We start from the raw sequence: 26,076 nt of genomic DNA, 5'->3' as shown, positions 1-26,076 counted from the left end.
TCAGACCTTGCGCAACAGCCAGGCCGGCAAGCCAAACAAGATGACGAGCAGCAGGCCCCGCCAGTTGATCTGTTGCGCCGTTTCACAAGCTTGCTCGATGCACCATGCTGCCGGGATGATGGCAGTAATTGCGAATGGCAGGATCAGGACAAATGCAACAAGCGCTGCAAAGGCTGCGCGCTTGGCTTGGAACAGGGCGAAGGCAATAGCCACCAGCGCCATAAGTTGCGCAGCCACCGATGACCAGATCACGACCGAACCCACCGTGGTCAATCCGCCGGCGCCGATCATGGCCCGACCAGCGAAGATGGCCCACGAGCCGACGATCAGGCTCAGAATGGCTATGGCTAGCAAGATGTTGCGCGATAACGGCGTCATGCGATCAGTTCCCCTCGAGTGATCGGTTTGCCGCGCAGGAATGCGGCGAGATCCATGGCAGGTTTTCCAGCTCGTTGTAGTCGCAATGGCCGGATTGCGGCATCTCCGCAAGCAATCGTCATCTGGTCGTCGAGCACCTCTCCGGGCTTGCCGGTGGCACCGACTGCCTCTGCCCGCAGAAGCTTGACCCTCTCGGTATCCATATTGCACCAGGCGCCGGGGAAGGGAGCGAGGCCGTGGATGTGCCTGACCAGCTCGGCGGCGGGCCGTGACCAGTCGATCCGCGCCTCGGCCTTGTCGATCTTGGGGGCGTAGGTGGCTTCGCGATCGTCCTGCGTAACCGGGAAGTGCTTGTCGAGTTCACGCAATGTCTCGACCATCAGGCCTGCGCCCAGTTCGGCCAGTTCCTCGGTCAATTCGCCAGTGGTCTTGTCTTCGATCGGAGTGCGTAAAGTCGCCAGCATGGGGCCAGTGTCCAGCCCCGCCTCCATCTGCATGATAGTGACGCCAGTGGCGGCATCACCGGCCATCACGGCGCGGTGAATGGGGGCCGCACCGCGCCAGCGTGGCAAGATCGAGGCGTGGACATTGAGGCAGCCCGACTCTGGCGCATCGAGGATTGCCTGCGGCAGGATCAAGCCATAGGCGGCCACTACCGCGATGTCGGCAGCGAGCGCGGCGAAGGCCTCCTGCTCCGCTGGCTGTTTGAGCGACTTGGGCGTGTGTACTTCGATGCCCAGTTCCTCGGCCGCCTTGTGCACGGGCGAGGGTTGCAGCTTCTTGCCGCGCCCTGCCGGCCGTGGTGGCTGGGTATAAGCTGCGACGAGTTCGTGCCCGGCTGCGTGGAGCGCGCGCAGGGTGGGCACGGCGAAGTCGGGCGTTCCCATGAAGATTATGCGCATTTGAACACCGTGAGCCTTCCGTTCCTGTGGCCCAGCCCCTATCTTTGCGGCGATGGCATCGCAAGAGATCGAGCAGCTGGCATCGGCGCTGGCGCGGCTTCCCGGCCTTGGTCCGCGCTCGGCGCGCAGGGCGGTGCTGTGGCTGGTCAAGAAACGCGAAACGGCGCTGCCGGGCCTGCTCGAAGCGCTCGAAGGCGTGCGCGACCGGCTTGTCGAGTGCGACGTATGCGGCAATGTCGATACGCAGAACCCCTGCGGCATTTGCGCCGATCCGCGCCGCGATGCGAAGGGCATCTGCGTGGTCGAGGATGTTGCCGACCTGTGGGCGCTCGACCGGGCGCGGCTGTTCACCGGCCGTTATCACGTTCTCGGCGGCAAGCTGTCGGCGCTCGACGGAGTGCGGCCGGAAGATCTCAACATCGCTTCATTACTCGCGCGGGTCGAACAGGGCGGGATCGACGAGGTTGTGTTGGCCATGAACGCGACGCTGGAGGGGCAGACTACCAGCCATTACATTGCCGAGCGGCTGGAGGCGTTTCCTGTCCGGATCACGCAACTTGCGCACGGCCTGCCCGTGGGCGGCGAACTGGACTATCTCGACGAGGGAACCTTGGCCCAGGCGCTACGGGCGCGGCGTCCGGTGGGATAAGCGCTCACTCTGATCGCAAACACTGGCTTGCAGCGCGGCGAGGCAGCCCCTAAATTACGCTCATGGCTATTCGTGAAATCCTGGAAGTGCCGGATCCCCGGCTCAAGATCGTGTCGCAGCCCGTCACGGCGTTTGATGACGAATTGAAAACGCTCGTCGATGACATGTTCGAGACGATGTATGACGCGCCCGGCATCGGCCTCGCCGCGATCCAGGTCGGCGTGCCCAAGCGGGTACTGGTAATCGACCTGCAGGAGCCCGACCTTGATGCCGAGCCGGAAGAATGCGGTCACGATCACGGCGACGGGGAAGGCGCGCATAAGCACTACCCAGTCAAGAACGATCCGAGGGTCTTTGTGAACCCTGAAATCATCGATCCGGACCGCGAATTGAGTACCTACCAGGAAGGCTGCCTCTCTGTCCCCGAGATCTATGCCGATGTAGACCGGCCCAAGGCGTGCACGGTTCGCTACCAGGACCTTGCGGGCAAGCAGCACGAGGAACAGCTCGAGGGGCTGCTGGCGACCTGCCTGCAGCACGAAATGGACCACCTGGAGGGGATCCTGTTCATCGACCACCTCAGCCGATTGAAGCGGCAGATGGCACTGAAAAAGCTCAAGAAGATACGCCAGGCCGCTTGATCGCGGCGCCAGAAAAAAGCCCCGCAGTTATGCGGGGCTTTTTCGTTCAGACAGGCGGAACCGGCTTAGCCGCCGCGCTGTTGCATCATGTTCAATGCCTTGAGGCAATCGTCGGCGCATTCGCGGCACATCTGCGCGCAGCGGCGGCAATGCGCATTGTCATGCTTCTGGCATTCATCGATGCAGGCTTCGCATGCGGCAATGCAGGTGCGCAGCATCGCCTCGATGATCCCGACATTGCCTGAAGTGCGGCGGGTGGCCACACGGTAGGTCGCGGTGCAGATGTCCGAGCAATCCATGCAAGCGCGGATACAGGCGCGCATGTCGCCGTCCTCTGCGCTGCAGGCATCGGCGCAACTGTTGCAGATCGCAGCGCAATACATGGCATGCTTGACGGCCTCGCCCAATTGTTCGCTCCAGTCGGCCCCTACATCGGGGTGTTCCTTGATCATTTCCTTGATCGACATGATGAATTCTCCTTCTGCAGGGGGCAGCGATCCGCATGGGGGATAGTTCCGAAGCAGGCTTGGCGACGGTCGACGTTCCGACTATGTTCCGGGCATGGATACACTCGCATTTGTCTTCGTGTTCGTAGCCTTGGCCATTGGTGCAGGGATAGGCTGGTATGTCGGAGCGCGCCCGGCCAAGGATTGGGAGGCGCGCCACAACCAGCGCGATGGCGAGGCCCGCGAACTGGACGAAAAGTTTCGCAAGGCCATCGTCGATCTGGAAAACGCGACTGTCCGCGCCGCTAGAGCCGATGAGATGGAACGGCGGCTGGAAACGCTCGGCACCGAACATTCCGAGCTCAAGGGCGCGTTCGAACGCATTCGCAGTGAAAGCACGGAGCGTGAGAAGGCTGCCGCGCAGCGCTTGGCCGACCGTGAAGAGCAGTTCGAACGCGAGATGAAGCGACTGGTCGAGGCCGAGGAGAAATTGCAGGCCAAGTTCAACGAAATCGGCGACAAGATGCTTGAAGGAGCGCGCACGAAGTTCCTTGAAGGGGCACAGAGCCATCTGGCCAATCTGAGCAAGGAAAGCCTCGCCGAGCTGGAAAAGAAGGTTGGGCCGGTCGGCGAAACGCTGGAGCGATATCGCAAGCGGGTGGAAGAGCTGGAGAAAACGCGGATCAGCGATTTCGAACGGCTGCAAGGCGTCATCGGGCAGGTCCGCGAAGGGCAGGAGCGGGTTTTGGACGGGGCCAACCGTATCACCACCACGCTGCGTGGCGCGACCAAGGCGCGCGGCGATTGGGGCGAATTGCAATTGGCCAACCTGCTCGAAAGCTGCGGCCTGCATGATAAGGCTGATTTCGATTTCCAGACCACGGTCAAGGATGAGAGCGGCAACAATTTGCGCCCCGATGCGGTGATCAACATCCCAGGGGGGCGGCGCCTCGTGGTCGACGTCAAGAACGTCTTCAACACCTATGCCCGCGCCAACGAGGCGGAGAACGAGGAAGAGCGGCAAGCCTTGCTCAAAACCCACGCCCGAGAATTGCGCGGACACATCGATGATCTGAGCGCCAAAAGGTACCAGGATCACGTCGAAGGATCGGCCGACTTCACCGTCATGTTTGTGCCGGGCGAACACGTCCTCTACGCGGCCCTGACGCAAGACAGCGGCCTGCTCGACTACGCTCTCAAGAAACAAATCGTCTTGTCATCCCCGCTCAACTTCATGTCGATTGCCCTGACTGTCAGTACGGTCTGGCGGCAGGCCGGGGTGCAGGCAGATGCGCAGGAAATCGCGCAATTGGGCAAGGAATTGTACGACCGACTTGGTGTCGTGGCAGGCCATATGGGCGCGCTTCGCAAGAGCCTGCATCTGACAAACCAGCACTTCGATAAGCTGGTCGGGTCCTTCGACACCAATCTGCGCCGCACGGGTGAGCGGTTCGAAGAGCTCAACGTCGACACCAGTGCAAAGGATATGACCGAGGCGCTGCCGCTTAATTCGCAGCCGCGAAAGCTGATGAACTTCGCCGAGGAAACCGGGAAAGCGGCCGAATAAGACCTCGTCGCGCACGGTAAGATTTTTTTGTTAGAAGGTCCTAGTTTAGACAAATGTTATTCAGCCTGCACTGCAAGCGGAGAGGGCTGAGCTTTATTAGGACGACATGCCCATCCGTAGACTGCAACTGACCGACAGCACCGGGGTGTGGCACATTGCACCCCTTCGCGGAACTGTCTGAACCAGCTTGCCTAGCGTTACAGCGATTCCAACACTTCATAGGCCAGCACTGCGGCTGCAACCGCCGCGTTGAGGCTGTCTGCTCGCCCGCGCATGGGCATGGTGACACGCAGATCGCAGGCTGCCTCGTATTCTTCGGGCAGACCTTGCGATTCATTGCCTACCAGTATGAAACAAGGCGCTGCATAGGGCGCGCCGCGATAAGGTACAGCGTCGCGCAATGAAGCAGCGACCAGCTGACCCGGGCCCTGCCGCAGCCAGTCGATGAATTCGTCCCAACGCGCCGTGGCAATCGATTGGGTAAATACAGCGCCCATGCTGGCGCGCACAGCTTCGACGCTGAACGGGTCCGCACAATCGTCGATCAGGATAAGGCCGCCGGCACCCACGGCATCGCCGGTGCGCAGCATGGTGCCCAGATTGCCCGGATCGCGCAGCGCCTGCGCCACCAGCCAGATTGGCGCACCAGAGCGGTCGAGGGTGGCCAGCGAGCTGTCCCATTCGTCGAACATGCCGACCACCGCCTGCGGGTTCGATTTGCCGGTGATCTTGGTGAGGATGTCGGTGCTGGTCTCGATGACGCTGCCGCCGGCAGATTCCACGCTGGTTTCCAGCTCGGCAAGAAGCGGATGCGGATCGCGTCCTTCGGCCATGACCAGCATCTCGGGAATGCGTCCCGACTCGCGCGCATCGGTCAGCAGACGCAGCCCTTCAGCCAGAAACTTGGCTTCGCGCCGTCGGTGCTTCTTCTCGCGCAACGAGCGGAGATATTTGACCGTCGGATTGGAAAAGCCGGTGATCTGCCGGCGGGTCATCACACTATTCCTCGCCGAAGCCGTCTTCGACCAACGCCGATAACTGCTCCAGCACCGCCTCTTGCCCGTCGCCCGCAACGCTGATGGAGATGGTATCGCCCTTGGCCGCGCCAAGCATCATGAGGCCGAGGATAGAGCCGCCCGCTGCCTCGTTCGCATCCTTGCGGACGCTGACCGTAACGCCCTCGGGCAAGGCTGCAACCGCGCCGACGAACTTGGCGCTTGCGCGGGCGTGCAGGCCGCGCTGGTTGACGATCGTGACTTCGCGCGAACTGGCGCTCATGATGCCTTCTTCGTCGGTGAGGCTTCGTTCTGGCCGAGAAACTCCGAAGCAACTGTGATGTAATTGCGTCCCGCTTCCTGTCCGGCAGCAACAGCTGACACCACGTCCATCGTCTTGCGTGCGCCAGCCAGCCGGATAAGCATTGGCAGGTTGATCCCGGCGATCACCTCGACCCGTCCGGCTTCAAGCAGCGAAATGGCCAAGTTCGACGGGGTTCCGCCGAACAGGTCGGTCAAAACGATAGCACCGCTCCCGCTGTCGACAGCAGCGATCTTCTCGGCGATTTCCGTGCGCCGCTTCTCGACATCATCATGGGGGCCGATGCAGACCGTCTCGACAGCTTCCTGCTGCCCGACGACATGCTCCATCGCTTCCACGAAATGTTCGGCCAAACGGCCGTGAGTCACGAGTATGAGTCCGATCATTGGGGAAGTAGATGCTCGCTTCTGGTCATCTTGTGCCGGGCCTTCCGACTGGGTGTTCACGTCCTTCGCGCCGCGCTGTCGTCACCATCTGCGCCGGGCGGCCCTTCAAATTCGTCAGCAGCCCGAGAGGCCAGGTTGCGGTGGATGACAGTGGGCGAAAATCCCGCTCCGCGCAAGGCCTCGGCCAAGGTCTCGGCAGTATAGACCGAGCGGTGTCTCCCGCCGGTACAACCCAGGGCGATATGGACATAGGCCTTACCCTGCGCGCGGTAGCGCGGGAGCAATGACAGCACGAGGTCGCGGATGCGCTTGTAAACGTCGTCGAAATCGCCCCGCGCGGTGATGTATTCGCCCACTTCCGGGTCAAGGCCGGTCAGTTCGCGCAGTTCCGGCACCCAATAGGGATTTTCCAGGAACCGCATGTCGAAAACTAGGTCCGCCAACGGAGGCATTCCGCGCGCGAAGCCGAAGCTGCTTACCGTAACCGACTGCGCCGCCGGGTCGTCGCGGTGGAACCTTTCGCGCATGATCTGCTGCAACTCGTTGCCGGTCAGTTCGGTAGTGTCGATGACCCATTCGGACCAGGCCCTGAGCGGTTCCATCAACTCGCGTTCGGCGCGGATGCCGTCGGCTGCCGATCGTTCTCGGGCGAGCGGGTGATAGCGCCGGGTTTCGTTGAAGCGTCGTTCCAGTTCGTCATTGGCGCAATCGAGAAAAACGCTGGTCACGCTGAGATCATCACGCTTCGTCATCGATCTCGCCAGCTCGATGATATTGTCCGGCACGAACCCGCGGGTACGCGAATCAAAGCCAATCGCGAGCGGTGCTGCGTTTGCGGTCGCAGTGACGTCGGCGATAAGTGCAGGCAGTAGCCGGATCGGAAAATTGTCTAGCACTTCCCAGCCCAGGTCCTCCAGAACCCGCAGGCTGGTACTCTTGCCGGCGCCCAACAAGCCCGTGAGGAGAAGGATTTCCTGACGGTTCGTCATATAAATCTGTTCACCATCCCGTCCCTTGTCGCCCCCTGCTACCTTATCGTCCTGCGATGTTCCAAGAGCAAGCAGCTGCGTGCATCAAATCTGTGCGTGGTGGTGGACTGGTTCTCAGTCGAGCCCGTGCAGCCGCAGCGCGTATTCGGCTCGCAGGGCACCCACAGGCCCCAGGGGTGAAAAGGCGAGGACCGGTATGTCGACGTCGAGGATCTTGCGGCAGGACGCGGTTTCCACAAAGCGTGGAGCCGACACATCAAATCCCAGAATCAGCGCCAGTGGCGCCTCAACCGGCTCGATCTCGGCAATCCCGACATTGCGGATCTCGATCTTGCCGCGAGTGTGCGGGGCTGGATTGGCCCAAGGCCGCCCGTCTTCGCGCAAGTCGAGCAGGACTCCGTCATCACCCACCAGCAGCGCGCCGCGGTCGATCAAGGCCAGCGCCAGCGAAGTTTTGCCGGACCCCGGGGGGCCCTCGATCAGCACGGCCCTCCCGTCGATAGCGACGCAGGTTGCCTGATACAGCATCAGGACGAACCCGAGGTGCCGCGTCGTGCCTCGGGCATCGACAGTACAAGACATGCGCCGGGGCGCCCGTCGGGCCGGTCTTCAGCGGTCAACATCCCGCCATGCGCCTCTGCGATTGTCCGCGCGATCGCCAGGCCAAGTCCGCTGTGATTGCCGAAATCCTCGGATTCGGGTCGGTCCGAATGAAACCGGTTGAAGATTTTCAGCCGATCCTCTTCCGGGATGCCCGGACCTTCGTCGGCAACGCTCAAGGTAACGCAGTCAGTGTCAATGTTGATATCGACCAGTATCTTGCCATCCGCGGGCGAGAAGGACACCGCGTTGTCGAGCAGGTTTTCGACCACCCGCTCGATACGGACCGGGACACCCATCACGAGGGCTGGGCGGGGCGGCATGGTAACGGATATCGTTCGATCGCCGTCGAGATCGCGGTTGGCGCGGGTGGCGAGGATATTGCCGACCAGCGCGCCGATATCGATCTGTTCGAATATGGCGCGTGAAATCTCGGCATCGACCCGGCTCGCATCGGAGATCTCCGTGACCAGACGGTCGATCCGCCGAACATCGTGGGTTGCGATATCGAGCAATTGCCGTCGCAGGTTCTCGTCGTCGACCTTGGCCAGCGATTCAACCGCGCTGCGCAAGCTAGCGAGCGGATTCTTGATTTCATGCGCAACGTCGGCGGCGAAATGTTCGACTGCATCGATGCGCTTGCGCAGGCCACCGGTCATATCCGAGATCGCCCGCGCCAGCACGCCGATCTCGTCGCGGCGCTCGGGCAGGCGGGGCACTTCGACCTCGCGCTCGCGGCCCAACCGGACCTTCTGCGCGGCGCGTGAAAGCGTTTGCAGCGGACGCACTATGGTGCGGGCGAGGTAGAGCGAGAGGAGGATCGAGAGGAACAGGGCGAACCCGACTCCGGCACCGATGGTGGAGCGCGCGGTGCGGACCGATTCAGTAATATCCTTGGCGTTACGTGTGGTCAGCAGGGTGGCACCGTTGAGGCCCACCGGCGCGGCGGCGGTAATAATCGGGGTCCGGTCAGCGGCGCGCCGCAGTTCGATCTGCGATAACCCCTGCTGCCGCGCACGGACCAACTCGGGCCAGGCATCTGCGGTTTGCGCTTCAGGTTCGACATATTCGGGCACCGGGCGCGCGCTGACCACGGTATCGACAATCTGGTCGAGGAAGCGGGCAAATCGCAGGCCGAAGCTGTCATCGCTCGGATCGTCGATGCTGAAGCTGGGTTCGGCAAGTGCGAAGCTGTCGGCCCACAATCGCCCCTCGGCGTCGAACATGCGCATTCGCATCCGTTGTTCTTTGCCGATCTGGACCAGCAGCGCCTCCTGCCGCTCCTTGGTCACCCCGGCCAGCGCTTCAGCGGCAATCTGCGCTTCGGTACGCGCCAGCTTGTAGCGTTCGTCGAGCAATTGCGCGCGATAGGTATCAAGATAGAAGATCCCGCCGCCCAGGATCACCAGCGGCAGGATGTTGACGAGCAATATGCGCGCGGTAAGGGACAGCCGGTCGAGCAGGCTCATGCGCTCGAAAGGCCTTGCCAGGCGTTGTGAAATCGGCGGATTTGCCATCAGCGCGGCAAGACCCCGCTGGCCATCATGCACGCTCTATCCATCGGAGAAGCTGTAGCCGGCGCCATAGAGCGTCTCGATGGCGGAAAAATCGTGGTCGACGGTGCGGAACTTGTGTCGCATCCGCTTGATGTGGCTGTCCACCGTGCGGTCGTCGACATAGACTTCGTCAGGGTACGCCGCGTCCATCAACTGGTTGCGGCTCTTGATCACGCCGGGCCGCGCGGCGAGCGCTTCCAGGATCAGGAATTCGGTCACGGTCAGCGATACCTGCTTGCCATCCCACAAGACCTGATGGCGGGCGGGATCGATGGTCAACCTGCCGCGGGAATAGACTTCGCGCTGTTCCTCCTCGACCTGTGCGCGCTCTTCCTGCGTCAGTTCGTCCAGTCCTCCCCGGCGTAGAATGGCGCGGATGCGGGCCAGGAGCAGGCGCAGGCTGAACGGCTTGGAGATATAGTCGTCGGCACCCATCTCCAGCCCGGCTTCCTCGTCGCGCTCATCGTCCTTGCTGGTGAGGAAAATGACCGGAATGGCGGAATGTTCGCGCAGGCGGCGCAGCAGTTCCATCCCGTCCATGCGCGGCATCTTGATATCGAACACGGCAAGGTCAGGCGGGTTTTCAAGCAGCGCCTTCAGTGCGGTCTCGCCTTCGGCGTAGATGCGCGTGTCATAGCCTTCGGCCTGGAGCGCGATCGATACCGTGGTGAGGATGTTGCGATCATCATCGACCAGCGCGATCACGCGGCGCTGCCGGACGCCGGCTTCTGGGGCCTCGCTCAGTTCTGCCATTTTCGCCCCATCCACTAACTGTCCAACTGCGGCTGCACTGCGCCAGATCGCATGCGGCCGTTTCTAGCGCCAAGCAGCGGGTGAAACAACGCATTGCAACTTCATTCCAAGCCGTCGCGGAAAGTACAGCGCTCAATGTTTGACGGAATCGCCTGCGCGTTATATCGGGACATCGCATTTCGTGCATACCTATGCACTGAATTTGCCGCGCCCTAATTCGGCCCCCCGGCCACCACGAGTTTCAGGAGAAATCAGCGTGACCGCTCCGCTGTCGACCAGCCTTGCCCAGCAGGGCATCCAGACATCCGCAACTATCCACCCGAATCTGGGCACCGCGCAGCTTGTCGAGCAAGCTATCGACAATGGCGAGGGCCGGCTGTCGAAATACGGCGCGCTGGTGGTCGAGACCGGCAAACACACCGGTCGCAGTGCGAAGGACAAGTTCATCGTCCGCGACGCCGAGACCGAAGACACCGTGTGGTGGGACAACAACGCCTCGATCACGCCGGAGCAATTTGCCGCGCTGAAGGAAGACTTCCTCAAGGCCGTGGGCGAGAGGGACACGCTTTATGTCGCCGATCTGTTCGGCGGCTCGCAGCCCGAGCATCGGGTAAAAGTCCGCGTCATCAACGAACTGGCATGGCACAATCTGTTTATCCGAACCCTGCTGTGCCGGCCCACGGCCGATGAACTGGCTGGCTTCGATCCCGAATACACCATCATCGACCTGCCCAGCTTCCGCGCTGATCCGGCACGCCACGGCACCCGCAGCGAAACGGTGGTCGCGGTCAATCTGAGCGAGAAACTGATCCTGATCGGCGGCACCCGCTATGCCGGCGAGATGAAGAAGAGCGTCTTCGGCGTGCTCAACTACCTGCTGCCGACCAAGGGCGTGATGCCGATGCATTGCAGCGCCAATGTCGGCCCTGATGGCAAGACGGCCGTTTTCTTCGGCCTGTCGGGCACCGGCAAGACCACGCTGTCGGCCGACGCCAGCCGCACGCTGATCGGCGACGACGAGCACGGCTGGTCGGACACGGCAGTCTTCAACTTCGAGGGCGGCTGTTACGCCAAGATGATCCGCCTTTCCGAAGAGGCAGAGCCGGAAATTTACGCCACCACCCGGATGTTCGGCACCGTGCTGGAAAACGTGGTGATGGACGAGGAAACCCGCGAACTCGATTTCGACGACAATACGCTCGCCGAAAACACCCGCGGCGCTTATCCGATCGACTACATCCCCAACACTTCGGAAGAAAATCTCGGACCCGTACCGTCGAATGTCGTTATGCTGACCGCCGATGCCTTCGGCGTGCTGCCTCCGATTGCGCGGCTGACGCCAGACCAGGCGATGTATCACTTCCTGTCGGGCTATACCGCCAAGGTGGCTGGCACCGAAATCGGCGTGACCGAACCCGAGGCGACCTTCAGCACCTGTTTCGGCGCCCCCTTCATGCCGCGTCATCCCAGCGTTTACGGCAATTTGCTCAAGGAGCGGATCGCCAAGGGCGGGGTGCAGTGCTGGCTGCTCAATACCGGCTGGACCGGCGGCAAATACGGCACCGGCAGCAGGATGCCGATCAAGGCCACCCGTGCTCTGCTCAATGCCGCGCTCGACGGCAAGATGGACGATGTCGAGTTCCGCAAGGACCCCAACTTCGGCTTCGACGTGCCAGTCAGCGTTCCGGCGCTGGCCGAGGCCGGCATTGACCAAACGATCCTCGATCCGCGCAGCACTTGGGCCGACAAGGACGAATACGACCGCACCGCCGACAAGCTGGTGCAGTTGTTCGTAGACAATTTCGAGCCTTTCGCACCGCATGTTGATGAGGGAGTGCGCCAGGCGGCTCCCAACGCGGAGACGCAGGCAGCCTGATTTCGCCGAACACCCGGCTGGAGAGGAGAGGCCCCGCACCGCGACAAAACGCGGGCGGGGCCTTTTCATTTGCAGCTGTGGTTGGCGTTACCGGCGTCCTCGCCTAGACTGCGGCGATCGGGTCGTAGCCAGTGGAGGAATATGATGAGCCTGCTAGACGGATTGCTGAAGAATATCGGCGGCGCGCCCGATGATGTGGCCAACCTTGCCGAAAAGGTGGGTATTGATCCTGCTATCGCGGAAAAGGCTATTGCGACGCTTGGGCAGACCCACCAGATGGACGGCGACACCGTCGAACTTGCGTCGCAGAAAACCGGGCTGGACAGCGGAACGCTCAACAAGATTGTCGAGCAGATCGGCGGCGAAGGCTCGCTGAGTCAGTTCGCCAACGCGATCAAGGACGACCCAAGTTCAATCATGGGCATGCTCGACCGTGATGGCGACGGCAGTGCGATGGACGACATTGCCGACATGGCCAAGGGCTTCTTCGGCAAGAAATAGCCGCCAGAAGCCCTTGGGCAGGCAGCACCTAGTCAGTCATGCTGGCCGGGACCTTGCCGCCGTTCTTCTGCAATTCGCGCATGGTCGCCTTGTGCAGCCAGATATTGTCGTCGGCGCTGCCTTCATAGTCGGTGCGGCCGAGTTCCTGCGCCAGTTCCTTGCGGTTGGCGTAGCTCGGATCGAGGCCGATCAGCTTGAAAAGGTCGACGATTGAAGTTCGCCAATTGAGCTTGTCGGCACCCGGCTTGCTGGACAGCCGATCTTCGACATCGACCGGGGCGGCTTGCGGTATGCTGCTGCCGCGCGCGCCGGCCTGGGTGGAACCCTTTGGCGTAGTCGGTGCGGTCGTCGCCTTTTTGTCGTCGTCCTTGCCGAAAACTGCGTTCTTGATGCTCGAGAAAATACCCATCTTGCGCTCTCCTTTGGTGGTGGTCGGCCCGCCGCCCGGGGCAGGGCGGGCGAAATGATTGCGTTCCCCGTCTCCTGAATGACTGATAGGCTGGCGTTCTGTTCCGTGAAGTGGGGAATGAGCGAAATGGATCTGGCGCGCGCACTGGCCTGGATTGTCGCCCTGTTCGGGGCGGTTTGCATCGCCATTGCCCTCGCTCACATCGCTATCGGACCAGCCTCGATCCCCGGTTCGATGCCGGTCAATGCGACGATGGATAGCGAGGACAGGTTCTACGCGACCTTGTTCCTTGGGTTCGGCGCGGCACTGGTCTGGTGCTCGCGCAGTCTGGACGAGCGTCGCGGCGTGCTCTTCGCCTTGCTAGCAGTATTCTTCCTTGGCGGGATCGCGCGGATTATTTCTGCCGCGCAAGTTGGCTTGCCCAACACCCTGTTCCAGGTGCTGGGCGTGACTGAACTCGTGCTGCCATTGATCCTGTACGGATGGCACCGACGGGCCTTTGGGCCAGGCGGCGAAACCTAGCCCTTGCCGACGGCGATGTAGCGTTCGACGTTCTTGGCCAGTACATCCATCGGCGCGTTGCCGCCGAGGATGACCGCGTCGTTGAATCCCTTGAAGTCGTAGGCCGAACCCATCTCGGACTGGGCCCGTGCCCTCAGGTCGGTGATGCGGCTATGGCCCAGCTTGTAGCCGGTCGCCTGGCCCGGCCAGCTGCAATAGCGGTCGACTTCGCTGGCGACTTCTTCGGCCTTGCTGCCATTGCGCTCGACGAAGAAATTTACCGCGCGCTGGCGGCTCCAGCCCTTCGCATGCAGCCCGGTATCGACGACCATTCGGCAAGCGCGGAATGCAAGGCTTTGCAAATAGCCCAGCCGGCCGACCTTGAACTCGTCATAGGCGCCCAGTTCGTCGGCCAGCTGTTCGGCATAAAGCCCCCAGCCTTCGGAGAAGGGATTAAAGGCCAGGATAGAGCGGATCAGCGGCAGCCGATTGGAATATTCGCCTTCCCAAACGTGGCCGGGAATAGTCTCGTGATAGGTCAGGTCGGCGAGATCATATTTGCGGTGCAGGTCAGTGGTCCGCAGATTGATCCACATCCGCCCTGGTATGGTACCATCCTTGCTTCCCGCACCGCCATAGGCGCCCGGTGCGCCCGGTTCCTCGGCCGGCGGCAGGCGGCGAATTTCCATGTTCGGATCGACCAGCGTGTTGAAGGCCCGCGGCATCTGCGCCTTGATCCAGTCCACCCGCTCCTTGATGAAGGCCATGATCTCGGCGCGGCCGGGATCGCCCTCGGCGAACTTGTAGCGCGGATCGCGGCTCAGCGCCTGCATCCGTTCACCGACCGAGCCGGTCGTATAGCCGATTTCGCGCAGGATCGGGTCCATCCGTCCGTGCAGCGATGCCAGCTCCTCCAGACCTTGCTGGTGGATCTCATCAGCGGTGAGATTGGTAGTGGTGCTGGAGCGCAGGGCCCACTGATACCATTCCTCGCCATGTGGACGCTCGCGCATACCCGGCGCGCCGGTCGCGACGGCCCGCTGACGCTTGAGTTCAGCAAGTTGACGCTGCAGCGCGGCCACGATTTGCGTGGCTTCGAGCTCGGCGGCAGCTTCGACCGGCGGTCTTTTCAATCCGGCCTCGGCCGATCTTTCCGATAGCGAGCTGGTGAACAGCTCGGCCCGGGCGGCGGTAGCAATGGTGCTTTCCATCTGCGCGATGGCCTTGTCGATCAGGAAGTCTGGCGGGACGACGCCAAGCGCTGCCGTGCTCTGCATCCGTTCGAGTTCGCCATCGAATGTGGCTGGCATTGCTTCCATGCGGGCGAGGAAGGCATCCGCGTCATACTCGTCTTTGATGGGATGGCTCGAATCCATGAAGCGCGGCAAGTCGAGATAGCTCCCGACGTTCTGGATCACGACATATGGCGCGGTGCGCCAGCTGCCGACAGGTATATCGCCATAGGGCAGGGCAAAGCCGGCCAGCGCGGTGGCATAGCCGCTTTCGACCACTTCGAGATTGGTGATGGATTCGGCATCAAGTCCGTCGCGCGGCCAGGCACGGATTCGCGACAGGTCTTCGCGCAGGGTCGATGCAAACGCGTCCTGGCCAGCTGGCGACTGATCTTCCAGCTGACTACGCAGATGGGCGTGTTGGCCGGTGTCTACCCCGAGTCCGGTAGCGCGTTCGGGCTCGTGTGCCAGGAGGCGATAGGCGACATCTTCAAGCAGGGCACCGGTGGCCGCCTTGCTGCCCGTAGCGGCGACCGTTTCACCGGCGGCGTAGGTGACGCATCCGCCAAGCGCGACTGCGGAGCTTGCGCCGATGCCTGCGATGGCCTGGCGACGGGTGATCTGGAACTGTGTCTGGGTCATGCGTGACGATGTGACGCGGTGTGGTGGGCAAGTCAAATCCGTGCTGCTAGGAAGATGAAATCATGCTCGATTTCGCGCTTTCCGTCCTGATGCTTGCTGCCGTCGCTCTGCTGCTCGGCGCCTTCGTGCTGTGGCGGCGCGGAGTGCGCAAACAGGCAGGGCTGATGGTGTTGCTTGCGATTATCGCGATCGGCAACGTGCTCATCTGGACAATTCCCGACGCCGATGGGCAGGCCCCGGCGGACCGCCTGCCGCAGGCAAGCGATACGCCGGGCTGAGATCGGTCAGTCAGCGGGAATCTGCCAGCGGACGGCGCTGGTGAATGTGCCGGTGACCAACTTGCCCTGGTTGTCCTTGGCCGGTTCGAACCGGGCGCGCCGCGTCACGTGGCGACAGGTCGCATCGTCCAGTGCCTCATGCCCGCTCGATTGAGTGATCGTGCAAGTCGTGGCGCGGCCATCGGTGCCTATTGATAGCCTGAAGGCAGCAACCCCCTCCCACCCGCGATTGATCCAGCTGGTGCGATAATCATTGTCGGTCACCCACTCGCTGTTGCGCGGGCGCGGTGCCACCGGATCGACTGTAGCGGGAATTTCCAGCAGCGCTGCGCCGAGGCCACCGCCGAGCGTCGGCCCGGCAACCGGCCCAGTCAGCTCCGACCCGAACGAGCTGGCAGTAGGGGCGCTATCGATCACGGGTGGGTTGGTCTTGATGTTGGTGCGCGTTGGCGGGATGAACACCTCGCGCTGCTGGGCGCTGCGTGGCGCCTCGGCTACGCGCGGTTCGGGCGGCGGCGGGGGATCCTTGAGCTGGAATATCGCTGTGAGGTCATCGTCCTTCGCTAGCTCGACCACCCCGCCGGCCAGTCCCGTCACGATAGCTAATCCCAAGGCGGCGTGAATCGCCGCGACCCCGATGATTGCCGGCCCGCGGTTGGCGACCTGTTTGCTGTCTGCGTAACCCATTGCTCCTGCTCCTCTCTCGAACAAGCTAAGATGTTACAACATAACATTAGCTGAACAAGGATGATCGCGTAGCAAGATGCCACCTAAACGAGCACCCGCCGTGCCAAAGGCGCGACGGGCGAGTTCGAATTGTTGAATTTCAAAGCTTTACTGTATCGTCAGGTAATCGGGCAGGCCGGATCGAGACGGAAGTCGAGGTAATTGTCGACCGAGGCCATCAGTTCATCCTGCTCGTTCTGGAAGAAGTGATTCGCGCGCGGGATTTCCTCGTGATGCACGGTGATATGCTTCTGCGTGCGCAATTTCTCGACCAGCTTGGTGACGCTGCTCGGCTGCACGACGGTGTCCTGCGCCCCGTGGATGAAGATGCCGCTGGCAGGGCAGGGGGCAAGGAACGAGAAATCGTACATGCTGGCCGGGGCACCGATGCTGATCCAGCCGCGAATTTCCGGGCGCCGCATCAGCAACTGCATCCCGATCAGCGCGCCGAAGCTGACACCGGCGACCCAGGTCACCTGCGCCTCTTCGTGGATCGACTGCACCCAATCGAGCGCCGCAGCGGCATCGCTAAGTTCGCCGATACCGTTGTCGAAGCTACCCTGGCTGCGACCGACACCGCGGAAGTTGAACCGCAGGGTGGCAAAGCCGCGGTCGACGAAGGTCTTGTAGAGCTTCTGCGTGATTTGCTCGTTCATGGTCCCGCCACCTTGCGGATGCGGGTGGAGGATCATCGCCACCGGAGCGCGTGGGCGCGGCGGAGGGGAGAAGCGGCCTTCGAGGCGGCCTTCGGGGCCGGGAAAGATCACGGTGGGCATGAACGGGTTACCTGTCAGCTAGTCACGGCGCGGGTGACGCGCCGGAAGTGGGCGCTATATAGTGTCGATTGAGAAAATCGCAATCGCGCTAACTATAGGCCATCTCACGATTCCCGACCGCATCTATCTCGATCATGCCGCCACCACCCCGCTGCGCCCCGAAGCACAGGCAGCGATGGAGGAGGGCCACGCGCTTTGGGCCAATCCAAGCAGTCCCCACGCGGAAGGGCGCAAGGCACGCGCCGCGTTGGAGGATGCGCGCGAGCGGGTGAAAGCCGCGCTGGGCTGGGACGGCGAAGTGATCTTTACCAGCGGGGCGAGCGAGGGGGGGGCGCTGGCACTCGGCCAGGCTGCTGCTGGCGCCCGGCTGGTCAGTGCGGTCGAGCATGACGCGATAATGCAGGCAGCGCCGACGGCGGAAAGGCTGCCGGTGCGAACCGACGGGGCGCTCGACCTCGAGATCCTGACTGAAGCTGTCCAGCGCGAGCGTCCGTTGGTGGCCGTCCAGCATATCAATTCTGAAACCGGCAACCGGCAGGATATGTCGGCGATCTCATCCATCGTTCGGGACGCGGGTGGCTTGTTGCTCGCAGATTGCGCGCAAAGTGCAGGCAAGCTGAAACTACCGCCCTGCGACATGGCGATTGTCTCGGCCCACAAGTTCGGTGGCCCGGTCGGGGTCGGTGCGCTGCTGGTGCGCGAATACGCCATGCTCGAACCTTCGGGCGGACAGGAACGCGGCTATCGACGCGGGACCGAGAATCTTCCCGGCGTGCTCGGCATGACGGCGGCGCTGGAGGCTTGCGGTGAGCCCTATTTCGATCCGGCGGTCCTGACTGCGCTGGACCAGCTTGCCAGCGAAGTGCGCGCCAAGGGCGGTGCCTGGCTGGCAGACAAACTTTCGCAACCGACGCCCTATGTCAGCGCGTTGTCGATGCCTGGCATGGGGGCAAGCGCGCAGGTCATGCGATTCGATATGGCGGGCATCGCGGTCAGCCAGGGCAGCGCATGTTCGAGTGGGACGATGAAGGTCAGTCGCGTGCTCGAAGCCATGCAACTCGATCCGGCGATAGCCGCCAACACCATCCGCGTGAGTATTGGCTGGCCGACCACGGCGAGAGAACTCGAACGCTTTGCAGAAATCTGGACATCCTTGGCATGATCTATCTCGACTACCAGGCCACCACCCCGCTCGCGCAAGAGGCGCGGGACGAGATGCTGCGCTGGCTCGACGGGCCTGACGGCACCGGCTTTGGCAATCCGCATAGCTCGCACCGGATGGGGCGGCAGGCGGCGGCTGCCATTGAACTGGCGCGAGAACGCGTCGCGGCGCTGTTTCCGGCCGGCGGGCGGGTTATCTTCACCGGCAGCGCGACCGAGGCGATCAACCTCGCCATTCGCGGCACCGCGCATATGGGCGGCAGCGTCTCGGCCTCCGCCATAGAGCATGCCGCCGTGCTCGATACTGTGCGCGACCTGGGGCAGGACCACCGCCTGAACGTGGCCAGGGACGGGCAGTGCAATACCAAGCAGGACATGCCCAATGATTGCCGGCTGGTCTGCCTGATGCAGGTCAACAACGAGATCGGGGTGATCCAGCCCACGGTCGATTGGCACCGCAAGGCCAAGGCCAATAACGCACTCTATCTGTGCGACGCGGTGCAAGCCTATGGCAAGATGGAAGTCACCGGAGCCGACATGATCGCCATTAGTGCGCACAAGTTTCACGGCCCCAAGGGTGTCGGGGCGCTGTGGGTGCGCGACGGGATCGACCTGCACGAGGTACAAACGGGCGGTGGACAGGAGTTCGGGCTGCGTTCGGGCACGCTCAGCCCGGCGCTCATCGCCGGCATGGGCGCGGCCGCCAACGAGGCAAAAGACCGGATGGAACGCGATGCCGACCACGTCGCCAACCTGTGGCACCGTGCCCGCGAGATTTTCGACGGGTGGGAGGTCAACGGCAGCGAGGATGCGCGCTACTTCGGCAATCTCAACATTCGCAAGAAGGGCTTGGACGTGAACCGGTTGATGAGCGAGTGCCGCGACGTGATGTTTTCTGCCGGCAGCGCCTGTGCCAGCGGTTCGGGCCGAACCAGCCACGTTCTCGAAGCAATCGGCCTGTCGAAAAAGCAGGCCAAGAGTTCAATCCGCCTGGGCTTCGGGCGCTACACTACGATGGAAGATATCGAGCAGGCCGCGAAATCGATCAAGGCCGCAGCCGAGGCACAGGCATGAAGATCATCTTCGAAACCGCGCAGGGCGACAAGGTAGAGGCGCAAGCCGAAACGGGCGACAACCTGTTGCGCGTTGCCCAAGCTGCGGGACTGCCGCTGGAGGGAACCTGCGAGGGCCAGATGGCCTGCTCGACCTGCCATGTCATCGTCGCGCGCGAATGGTTTGCGAAACTCGCCCCTGCCAGTGAGGATGAGGAAGACATGCTCGACCTCGCCGCAAGCGTTGCCGCGACCAGCCGCCTGTCGTGCCAAATCGAATTGACTGAAGCGCTGGATGGATTGACCGTAGCCATACCTGCCGAGAGCCGGGATATGCAGGCGGGCTGAATGCCCACTTCGTCCGGCTTGCTGTTCCCAGCCACTTTCAGGGCCGCTTTCCACATAGGCTTCTGTCGTATCAACGGGCGTGGATAGGCGCTCGTTGCGTGCTGTTCCGCAGGCTATGGCGGTGATAGGGCGAGCCGCATGGCGACACCTGATACCGACCTGACCGAACCCGATCCGTTCGATGCTATTGTCGATGCTCCGTTCGATTCCGCGCTGGAAGAACGGTACCTCGTATATGCCTTGTCGACGATCACGGCGCGTTCGCTGCCGGACCTGCGCGACGGTCTGAAACCGGTTCATCGGCGCCTGCTGTGGGCGATGCGGCAATTGAAACTCAACCCGACCGATGCGTTCAAGAAAAGCGCCCGCGTGGTCGGCGACGTCATCGGTAAATATCACCCACATGGCGACGTCGCGGTCTATGACGCGATGGTCCGCCTGGCGCAGGATTTTGCGCTGCGCTATCCGCTTGTCGAAGGGCAGGGCAATTTCGGCAATATCGACGGCGATAATGCTGCAGCCTATCGTTACACCGAGGCGCGGCTGACCAAGACCGCGCTGCGGCTGATGGACGGGCTCGACGAAGGCACTGTCGACTTCATTCCGACCTATAATGGCGAGGAGCAGGAGCCGGAGATTTTCCCCGGCCTGTTCCCCAATATCCTCGCCAATGGTGCCAGCGGGATCGCGGTCGGCATGGCGACCAATATTCCCAGCCATAACGTTGCCGAAGTGGTCGAGGCGACACTGGAACTGATCGACAATCCGCATGTCGAACACGCGCGGTTGATGGAGCTGTTCCAGGGGCCGGACTTCGCCACTGGTGGTTTGATCGTGGACAGCGCCGATGCGATCTCGACTGCCTACGAAACCGGGCGCGGCAGTTTCCGCGTGCGCGGGCGCTTCCACGCCGCCGAGGCCGAGAAAGCTGCCGACAGGGATGCGGGAATCGAGCGGCTCGGCGGCGGCCAGTGGCAGCTCGTGATTTCGGAAATCCCCTACCAGGTGGCCAAGGGCAAGCTGATCGAGCAGATCGCCGCCGCCATCGGCGACAAGAAGCTGCCGATCCTGGAAGATGTCCGCGACGAAAGCGATGAGGCAATCCGCATCGTGCTGATCCCGCGCAGCCGCAATGTCGATCCTGAGCTGTTGAAGGAATCGATCTACAAGCTGACCGACATGGAGACCCGTTTCGGGCTCAATCTCAATGTCCTCGACGCCACTCGTACGCCGATGGTCATGGGCCTCAAGGAATTGCTCGAAAACTGGGTCCGCAGCCAGATCGAGATTCTCCAGCGTCGAACCCAGCACCGGCTCGACCAGATCGCCCGCCGGCTGGAGCTGGTCGAAGGCTATATCATCGCCTTCCTCAACCTCGACCGGGTGATTGAGATCATACGCTACGAGGACGAACCCAAGGCAGTGATGATGGCCGAGTTCAACCTCACCGACCGACAGGCCGAGGCAATCCTCAACATGCGGCTGCGGTCCTTGCGCAAGCTGGAGGAAATGCAGCTGCGCGAGGAAAAGGACGCCTTGCTGGCCGAACAGGAGAGCCTGGAAAAGCTCCTCGACTCGCCCGCGCGCCAACGCACGCGGCTGAAGCGCGACCTTAAGGCGCTGCAGAAGGAATACGGGCTCGACACCCCACTCGGCGCGCGCCGGACGACCATTGCCGAGGCCGTGCCGACGGTCGAATTCAGCATGGATGCAATGATCGAGAAAGAACCCGTGACCGTGGTCATGAGCCAGAAAGGCTGGATCCGTGCGGCCAAGGGCCATGTCGACATGGGCAAGGATGGCTGCGGCGACTTCAAATACAAGGAAGGCGACGGCCCAGCCTTTGCGGTCCACTGCCAGACTACCGACAAGGTCCTGCTAGCGGCCGACAACGGCAGGTTCTTCACCCTTGGTGCGGACAAGCTACCCGGCGCGCGCGGTTTTGGTGAACCGGTCCGCAACACGCTCGACATCGATGCCGAGGCGCAGATCGTGGCGATGGTGGTGAGCCAGCCAAAAGGGCGACTGCTGCTCGCGGCCGATACCGGCAAGGGGTTCGCCGCCGAGATGGAAGACCTGGTGGCGGAGACCCGCAAGGGCAAGCAGGTGGTCAATCTCAAGGGTGGTGCAAAGCTGCGCGTCATCCGCCCGATCGAACAGGGGCACAATCATGTCGCCGTTGTTGGCGACAACCGCAAGCTGGTTGTCTTCAACCTCGAAGAACTGCCGATTATGGCGCGCGGTCAGGGCGTGCAATTGCAGCGCTATCGCGATGGAGGACTGGCAGATGCCAAGACTTTCGTGCTGGAAGAAGGCTTGAGCTGGACCATGGGCGGCAAGGGCGACCGGACCCGGACTGAAAGCGATATCTGGCAGTGGAAGGTAGCTCGCGGCGGTGCTGGACGTCTGCCTCCGCAGGGGTTCCCGCGCGACAACACGCTCGACTGACCGGAATGAAGAAGGGCCGCCGACGCGAATGCGCCGACGACCCTTCCCTGCGACCCGGAGGGCATGCCCCTGCGTGGTGGCGCAAGAGCAAAACCTCCCCGAGGCTGTTCGAGGCACCGACCCGCTTTTCAAAGGGGAGAGATGAGCGCGCCGGAGCCCCAAGCCGAAATGTTGGTATGCCCCTTATGTAAAGGTGAGCGCCTTAAGCGGGGCTGAAGCAGCGCCATGAGCAGTGTTCAGTAAACACGAAAAGGCCGGACGACCCCTTGGATCGCCCGGCCTTTTCTCCAACCATTTGTACTGAATTTTAGCTCGCAGCTTGTGCCTGGGCGAGCAAATTATCGATCTGTTCGGCGGTCATGCGAGCAGCAAGGGCGCCCTTTTCGTTGACCATGAACCAGTCGCGCTTGAAAGTGACCGGGCCGACTTCGAGGCCGAGGACAATGTTGTCGCCATCGATGCTGGAGACGGTGCCGAGCGGCTGGTCGTCGTAAGTGACAACGTCGGCTCCGGTGACCAGCGCGGCATCACGCTTCGCTTCGGGGCTCATCTCCGGTGCTTCGGCGGAAGCGTCGGCAGTCGCTTCTTCGCCCATGTCGTGATGTTCGTGGCCAGTTGCAGCTTCAGGATTTGCGGCAAATGCGCTGGTAGCGAAAGCGAGCGCAGCAGCAGCGCCGGTAAGGGTAGCGAATTTCATTTCGGAAAGTCTCCGTGTGCAGTTCCGGATCACGCGATCCGTCCAGGCACCCAAAAAGGGCGCTGCTGCGGATGACGCGGACCAGATTAGTGTCTGTCTGCCGCGCCTGAGCGCGGATATGTGCGATCCCGTAAAAAACGGATGGCTGACGTAAAAGACCGCTGTGCGGCATGACAACCCGGAGCGGCACGATTCGTCGCGGCTGATGCACGGCTGGTAGAGCTTGCTATTGTGACAGCTCTTCCTGCAACATTTCGAGCACTTGCTCGCGATCGGGAAAATCCGCTTCTATCCAGCGGGCTTCGACTGTCTGCATGATGCGCGCGACTTGGGGTCCCGCCTGAACACCGCGGGCAACGATCTCTCCGCCCTTCAGGGGAAAATCGGGGACTTGCCACTGGGCAACGGCGCGAGGATCGATGCCGGAAAGCAGCAACCGGTCGCGCGCTTGTTCAACGCCTACTCGGTAGGCCAGCGCAAAGGGCGCCTTGCCGTCCTCGCTTCCCCTCCCTGCGAGACAGGTCAGCCAGTCGCGCTGCGCACGGGACAGTCGCAAGCGCGCGGCAACGTTTTCTGCCAGTGCGGGCACCGCCGGGATCAGCGCCGCCAGACGCCGAAGCGGGTCGGGCTCGACGCCGTATTGCGCCTCGATCCCGATCAATAGCTGCGTTCGCGCCAGTTCGGAATGACCCGCCTCGGGCAGGATGACCGGCAAGACACCTTGCTCGCGCATGCGCTCGATGGTGGGATAGGGATCGGGCAGGGCCAACAGGGCGAGGAGTTCCGAAGCAACCCGCTCGCGGCTCAGTCCCTTCAGCGTCTCGGCCAGTTCCGCACAGGCTTCCTCGGCCTCTGGATCGAGTGCCGACCCGAACCGCGCCTGGAAGCGGTAATAGCGCAGGATCCGCAAGTGGTCCTCGCGGATACGCTCGCGAGCATCGCCGATAAATCGAACCCGCCTTGCTTCAAGATCGTCAATTCCGCCGAAATAATCCGTAATCTTGAGCGTCGCCGGATCGACATAGAGCGCGTTGATGGTGAAATCTCTTCGCGCTGCATCTTCGCGCCATTCGCTGGCGAAGGCCACCGTGGCGCGCCTGCCGTCGGTCGAGACATCGCGCCGCAGGGTGGTAATCTCGACCGGTCCGCCTTCGACGATGGCGGTCACCGTTCCATGCTCTATCCCCGTCGGGACAACCTTGATGCCAGCCTCTGTGAGTCGCTGCGACACGGTGTCGGGCAGCAACGGGGTGGCGGCATCGACGTCCTTTACCTCATCGCCCAGCAATGTGTCGCGCACCGCTCCGCCGACCCAGCGTATCGAGTCGTTGCCGAGCACGTCGACAAGAAGCGCCAGGTCGGGGCGCTGTGTCCAGTCGGCAGGAGGGAGGGTGCGGGTCTTGCTCATGGTCTCGTGTGCGTTGTCGCCTTTCACCAGTGGACGGACTTACTCAACCCAATATTCCCGGCTCAATCGAACAACTCAGTCAGTTCGAGCCGCCGAGACAGATTGGCAATGATGGCGGCGGTAACGCCCCAGATACGATAGCCTTCGTAATGCATTTCATAATAGCTGCGCTGGGCCCCGCGCCAGAGTACCGAATTGCGATCGTAATTGGACCGGTCGAACAGCGTCGCCAGCGGAACCTCGAACCAGCTTTCTACCTCCCCCGGATTGGGCACCAGCGGCAGATCGGGCGGAATGACACCCAGTACCGGGGTGATGTCAAAACCCGTGCCGGTGACGTAATTGTCGGTCGTACCTATGATCCGCACCTTGTCACGCGGCATGGCAAGCTCTTCCTCGGCTTCGCGCAGGGCAGCCTCGACCGGTGTCTCGCCCTTGTCGATCTTTCCCCCGGGAAAGGCGACCTGGCCGGGATGGCTGCGCAGTGCGTCGGGTCGCTGGGTAAGGATCACCCCAGGCTCTGGTCGGTCGGTGACCGGGATCAGTACGGCGGCATCGCGCGGCGTGCCGGTCGCGAAGCGGGCATCGGTGATGAGGTCGGGATGCGGCGCGCCGTGTCCGTCGTCGAACACGCGCTGCAGGCGGTCGAACAGGCTGTCGCTCATGTCGGCAACAGCGAGAAACTCTCGCCCTGGCTGGTCACTGTCCAGTCGTCGCCATGGGCAAGCGCGTGTTCGGCCAGTTGCTCGTAGGTGCTGCGGTTGAGGCGCGCTTCCACGCCGTTGCGGACGCCAAGATACAGTGCAGGGGTTTCGGTATCACCGCGTGCAGCGAGTGGATGGTCGGGTCCGGCGACGACAAGGTCGTCGGTGTTGAGGCGAAAGGCGAGCGCGCCCTCGCGCTCGGCCATATCGACGGCAATGAAGCCAGCATCCTCGACTTCGATCGAGAGCTTCTCGAATGGCGTGAGCAGCCAGTGCGCGCCGTTTGCGTCGCGGATCAGCAGCCCTGAAAAGGCACGAACCATCGCCGGGCGGGTAATCGGGGTGCCATCGTGAAGCCACGTCCCGTCGGCAGCGATGCGCATCCCGCTATCGCCCATGCGTTCGGGCACCCATTGCTCGACCGGCGGCAGCTTGCGCGCGGCGACCTGCTCGGCGATCTCGCCCAGCGTCAATTCGGCCAGTTCGGGGGGCGGTTGGTAGGGCATCGACACGGCATGGCAGAATGCGTCGGCTGCCTCAATATCCCCCGCGCAACGAGTGGACTGATCAGCCTGCCCAGGGTCCCAGCATTCCCTCGTCCGGCAGGACGGCCGGGTTCTCGCAGCGCAACAGTAGTCGTTCGCGCTCGAACGGGCCGGGGCAGTGCCATTTTCCGGTATGCTCGGCTGAAAAACCCCAATTGCCGTAATATTCCGGGTCGCCGATCAACACCTGTGGCAGCGCCTGGGCGCGGTCGTGCGCCATGGCGTCGATTGCGCCGAGCGAAGCGGCCATCAGCGCCTTGCCAAAGCCCTGGCCCTGAAGGCCGGGCAGGACCGCCACCGGCCCGACCATAAGCAGCGGGTGGCCGCGCCCCTTGGGGGTCGCCAGCGCCACCGGCCAGAGCTGGATCGTCGCGGCGAGGTAATTGTCATCGTCGAGCGCGGCGAAGCTCAGGCCCTCGAGCCAGTGGCATCCTTCGCGGATACGATAGGCGGTGCGCGCCTTGCGGTCCTCACCAAAGGACTCGTCTAGCAACTGCTCGACCAGCTCGGGGTCGACCGCGTCGAGAGGGATGATGCTTGCCATGGCGCGCGCCGGTTACGAGTGCCAGCGAGCCAAGTCGATCAATT

At 62.5% G+C, this 26,076-nt stretch carries 30 protein-coding genes; 11 read left to right on the top strand and 19 right to left on the bottom strand.

Annotation, left to right across the window (positions count from 1 at the left end; translation table 11 throughout):
* Together ACXYL9_RS11620 and fmt are read right to left on the bottom strand one after the other, a co-directional pair.
* Positions 1 to 378 (bottom strand): hypothetical protein, encoded by a 378-nt coding sequence (locus ACXYL9_RS11620; protein WP_459039652.1) that lies wholly within the window; start codon positions 376 to 378, stop codon positions 1 to 3.
* The gene (gene fmt, locus ACXYL9_RS11615; protein ID WP_459039651.1) at positions 375 to 1,280 is read right to left on the bottom strand and encodes a methionyl-tRNA formyltransferase; all 906 of its coding nucleotides are present in this window, start codon (positions 1,278 to 1,280) and stop codon (positions 375 to 377) included. Before fmt ends, ACXYL9_RS11620 begins: the two co-directional genes overlap by 4 nt.
* Positions 1,281 to 1,332: 52 nt before the next feature.
* Between fmt and recR the strand changes: the two genes are divergently transcribed.
* Together recR and def are read left to right on the top strand one after the other, a co-directional pair.
* Entirely contained in the window at positions 1,333 to 1,929 is a 597-nt protein-coding gene (gene recR, locus ACXYL9_RS11610; protein ID WP_459039650.1) for a recombination mediator RecR, read from the top strand.
* A 62-nt stretch (positions 1,930 to 1,991) separates the two neighbouring features.
* A complete protein-coding gene (gene def / locus ACXYL9_RS11605) occupies positions 1,992 to 2,570 on the top strand; it encodes a peptide deformylase (protein ID WP_459039649.1) in 579 nt (192 codons plus the stop codon).
* A 65-nt stretch (positions 2,571 to 2,635) separates the two neighbouring features.
* On the opposite strand, the gene ACXYL9_RS11600 is transcribed toward def, so the two are convergent.
* Entirely contained in the window at positions 2,636 to 3,037 is a 402-nt protein-coding gene (locus ACXYL9_RS11600; protein ID WP_459039648.1) for a four-helix bundle copper-binding protein, read from the bottom strand.
* 94 nt (positions 3,038 to 3,131) lie between these two features.
* Here ACXYL9_RS11600 and ACXYL9_RS11595 point away from each other — a divergent pair, with 94 nt between their 5' ends.
* Positions 3,132 to 4,583, top strand: coding sequence for a DNA recombination protein RmuC (locus tag ACXYL9_RS11595; protein WP_459039647.1), 1,452 nt, complete (start codon positions 3,132 to 3,134; stop codon positions 4,581 to 4,583).
* 197 nt (positions 4,584 to 4,780) lie between these two features.
* On the opposite strand, the gene ACXYL9_RS11590 is transcribed toward ACXYL9_RS11595, so the two are convergent.
* The 7 genes from ACXYL9_RS11590 to ACXYL9_RS11560 form a co-directional block, all read right to left on the bottom strand.
* Entirely contained in the window at positions 4,781 to 5,578 is a 798-nt protein-coding gene (locus tag ACXYL9_RS11590) for a TrmH family RNA methyltransferase (protein WP_459039646.1), read from the bottom strand.
* 4 nt (positions 5,579 to 5,582) lie between these two features.
* The gene (locus ACXYL9_RS11585) at positions 5,583 to 5,861 is read right to left on the bottom strand and encodes an HPr family phosphocarrier protein (protein ID WP_459039645.1); all 279 of its coding nucleotides are present in this window, start codon (positions 5,859 to 5,861) and stop codon (positions 5,583 to 5,585) included.
* Positions 5,858 to 6,286, bottom strand: a complete 429-nt coding sequence (locus ACXYL9_RS11580; protein ID WP_459039644.1) for a PTS sugar transporter subunit IIA — start codon at positions 6,284 to 6,286, stop codon at positions 5,858 to 5,860. Before ACXYL9_RS11580 ends, ACXYL9_RS11585 begins: the two co-directional genes overlap by 4 nt.
* Positions 6,287 to 6,342: 56 nt before the next feature.
* Positions 6,343 to 7,275: an RNase adapter RapZ gene (gene rapZ / locus ACXYL9_RS11575; protein ID WP_459039643.1), complete on the bottom strand. Its 933-nt coding sequence runs from the start codon at positions 7,273 to 7,275 to the stop codon at positions 6,343 to 6,345.
* Between the two features lie 114 nt (positions 7,276 to 7,389).
* A complete protein-coding gene (locus tag ACXYL9_RS11570) occupies positions 7,390 to 7,803 on the bottom strand; it encodes an HPr kinase/phosphorylase (protein ID WP_459039642.1) in 414 nt (137 codons plus the stop codon).
* Positions 7,803 to 9,392, bottom strand: coding sequence for a sensor histidine kinase (locus tag ACXYL9_RS11565; protein WP_459039641.1), 1,590 nt, complete (start codon positions 9,390 to 9,392; stop codon positions 7,803 to 7,805). Before ACXYL9_RS11565 ends, ACXYL9_RS11570 begins: the two co-directional genes overlap by 1 nt.
* A 36-nt stretch (positions 9,393 to 9,428) precedes the next feature.
* Entirely contained in the window at positions 9,429 to 10,184 is a 756-nt protein-coding gene (locus ACXYL9_RS11560; RefSeq protein WP_459039640.1) for a response regulator transcription factor, read from the bottom strand.
* A 256-nt stretch (positions 10,185 to 10,440) separates the two neighbouring features.
* Here ACXYL9_RS11560 and ACXYL9_RS11555 point away from each other — a divergent pair, with 256 nt between their 5' ends.
* Entirely contained in the window at positions 10,441 to 12,060 is a 1,620-nt protein-coding gene (locus tag ACXYL9_RS11555; RefSeq protein ID WP_459039639.1) for a phosphoenolpyruvate carboxykinase, read from the top strand.
* Positions 12,061 to 12,204: 144 nt separating this feature from the next.
* Positions 12,205 to 12,561 carry a hypothetical protein gene (locus tag ACXYL9_RS11550; protein ID WP_459039897.1) on the top strand — a complete coding sequence of 119 codons (357 nt, stop codon included), beginning with the start codon at positions 12,205 to 12,207 and terminating at the stop codon, positions 12,559 to 12,561.
* Between the two features lie 28 nt (positions 12,562 to 12,589).
* On the opposite strand, the gene ACXYL9_RS11545 is transcribed toward ACXYL9_RS11550, so the two are convergent.
* Positions 12,590 to 12,970: a DUF3597 domain-containing protein gene (locus ACXYL9_RS11545; protein ID WP_459039638.1), complete on the bottom strand. Its 381-nt coding sequence runs from the start codon at positions 12,968 to 12,970 to the stop codon at positions 12,590 to 12,592.
* 78 nt (positions 12,971 to 13,048) lie between these two features.
* Between ACXYL9_RS11545 and ACXYL9_RS11540 the strand changes: the two genes are divergently transcribed.
* A complete protein-coding gene (locus ACXYL9_RS11540) occupies positions 13,049 to 13,492 on the top strand; it encodes a DUF4345 domain-containing protein (RefSeq protein ID WP_459039637.1) in 444 nt (147 codons plus the stop codon).
* Here ACXYL9_RS11540 and ACXYL9_RS11535 read toward each other — a convergent pair.
* Positions 13,489 to 15,345 (bottom strand): DUF885 domain-containing protein, encoded by a 1,857-nt coding sequence (locus ACXYL9_RS11535; protein WP_459039636.1) that lies wholly within the window; start codon positions 15,343 to 15,345, stop codon positions 13,489 to 13,491. The two genes, ACXYL9_RS11540 and ACXYL9_RS11535, sit on opposite strands and share 4 nt — an antisense overlap.
* Positions 15,346 to 15,407: 62 nt before the next feature.
* Between ACXYL9_RS11535 and ACXYL9_RS11530 the strand changes: the two genes are divergently transcribed.
* Positions 15,408 to 15,623 carry a hypothetical protein gene (locus tag ACXYL9_RS11530; protein WP_459039635.1) on the top strand — a complete coding sequence of 72 codons (216 nt, stop codon included), beginning with the start codon at positions 15,408 to 15,410 and terminating at the stop codon, positions 15,621 to 15,623.
* A 6-nt stretch (positions 15,624 to 15,629) separates the two neighbouring features.
* On the opposite strand, the gene ACXYL9_RS11525 is transcribed toward ACXYL9_RS11530, so the two are convergent.
* Both ACXYL9_RS11525 and ACXYL9_RS11520 read right to left on the bottom strand, forming a co-directional pair.
* Positions 15,630 to 16,310 carry an energy transducer TonB gene (locus ACXYL9_RS11525; protein WP_459039634.1) on the bottom strand — a complete coding sequence of 227 codons (681 nt, stop codon included), beginning with the start codon at positions 16,308 to 16,310 and terminating at the stop codon, positions 15,630 to 15,632.
* A gap of 158 nt (positions 16,311 to 16,468) precedes the next feature.
* Positions 16,469 to 17,125: an alpha/beta hydrolase gene (locus tag ACXYL9_RS11520; protein ID WP_011413405.1), complete on the bottom strand. Its 657-nt coding sequence runs from the start codon at positions 17,123 to 17,125 to the stop codon at positions 16,469 to 16,471.
* A gap of 61 nt (positions 17,126 to 17,186) precedes the next feature.
* Between ACXYL9_RS11520 and ACXYL9_RS11515 the strand changes: the two genes are divergently transcribed.
* The 4 genes from ACXYL9_RS11515 to parC all read left to right on the top strand — a co-directional run bounded on the left by ACXYL9_RS11515 (position 17,187) and on the right by parC (position 22,134).
* Entirely contained in the window at positions 17,187 to 18,287 is a 1,101-nt protein-coding gene (locus tag ACXYL9_RS11515; protein ID WP_459039633.1) for a cysteine desulfurase family protein, read from the top strand.
* Complete coding sequence (locus ACXYL9_RS11510) at positions 18,284 to 19,360, top strand: cysteine desulfurase family protein (protein ID WP_459039632.1); 1,077 nt, start codon at positions 18,284 to 18,286, stop codon at positions 19,358 to 19,360. Before ACXYL9_RS11515 ends, ACXYL9_RS11510 begins: the two co-directional genes overlap by 4 nt.
* Positions 19,357 to 19,686 (top strand): 2Fe-2S iron-sulfur cluster-binding protein, encoded by a 330-nt coding sequence (locus ACXYL9_RS11505; RefSeq protein WP_459039631.1) that lies wholly within the window; start codon positions 19,357 to 19,359, stop codon positions 19,684 to 19,686. The genes ACXYL9_RS11510 and ACXYL9_RS11505 overlap by 4 nt, the downstream gene beginning before the upstream one ends.
* Before the next feature lie 138 nt (positions 19,687 to 19,824).
* The gene (gene parC, locus ACXYL9_RS11500) at positions 19,825 to 22,134 is read left to right on the top strand and encodes a DNA topoisomerase IV subunit A (protein WP_459039630.1); all 2,310 of its coding nucleotides are present in this window, start codon (positions 19,825 to 19,827) and stop codon (positions 22,132 to 22,134) included.
* Between the two features lie 307 nt (positions 22,135 to 22,441).
* Here the strand turns inward: parC and ACXYL9_RS11495 are convergent, their stop codons facing one another.
* The 5 genes from ACXYL9_RS11495 to ACXYL9_RS11475 all read right to left on the bottom strand — a co-directional run bounded on the left by ACXYL9_RS11495 (position 22,442) and on the right by ACXYL9_RS11475 (position 26,032).
* A complete protein-coding gene (locus ACXYL9_RS11495) occupies positions 22,442 to 22,831 on the bottom strand; it encodes a hypothetical protein (protein ID WP_459039629.1) in 390 nt (129 codons plus the stop codon).
* A gap of 226 nt (positions 22,832 to 23,057) precedes the next feature.
* Complete coding sequence (locus ACXYL9_RS11490; RefSeq protein ID WP_459039628.1) at positions 23,058 to 24,239, bottom strand: CCA tRNA nucleotidyltransferase; 1,182 nt, start codon at positions 24,237 to 24,239, stop codon at positions 23,058 to 23,060.
* A 62-nt stretch (positions 24,240 to 24,301) separates the two neighbouring features.
* Positions 24,302 to 24,904 carry a CoA pyrophosphatase gene (locus tag ACXYL9_RS11485; protein ID WP_459039627.1) on the bottom strand — a complete coding sequence of 201 codons (603 nt, stop codon included), beginning with the start codon at positions 24,902 to 24,904 and terminating at the stop codon, positions 24,302 to 24,304.
* A complete protein-coding gene (locus ACXYL9_RS11480) occupies positions 24,901 to 25,449 on the bottom strand; it encodes a DUF1285 domain-containing protein (protein ID WP_459039626.1) in 549 nt (182 codons plus the stop codon). Before ACXYL9_RS11480 ends, ACXYL9_RS11485 begins: the two co-directional genes overlap by 4 nt.
* A gap of 61 nt (positions 25,450 to 25,510) precedes the next feature.
* Positions 25,511 to 26,032 carry a GNAT family N-acetyltransferase gene (locus ACXYL9_RS11475; RefSeq protein WP_459039625.1) on the bottom strand — a complete coding sequence of 174 codons (522 nt, stop codon included), beginning with the start codon at positions 26,030 to 26,032 and terminating at the stop codon, positions 25,511 to 25,513.
* Positions 26,033 to 26,076: the final 44 nt, after the last annotated feature.

The sequence above is a fragment of the Qipengyuania sp. CAU 1752 genome, from assembly GCF_054482615.1.
This window is presented reverse-complemented; position numbering and strand designations above follow the sequence as displayed.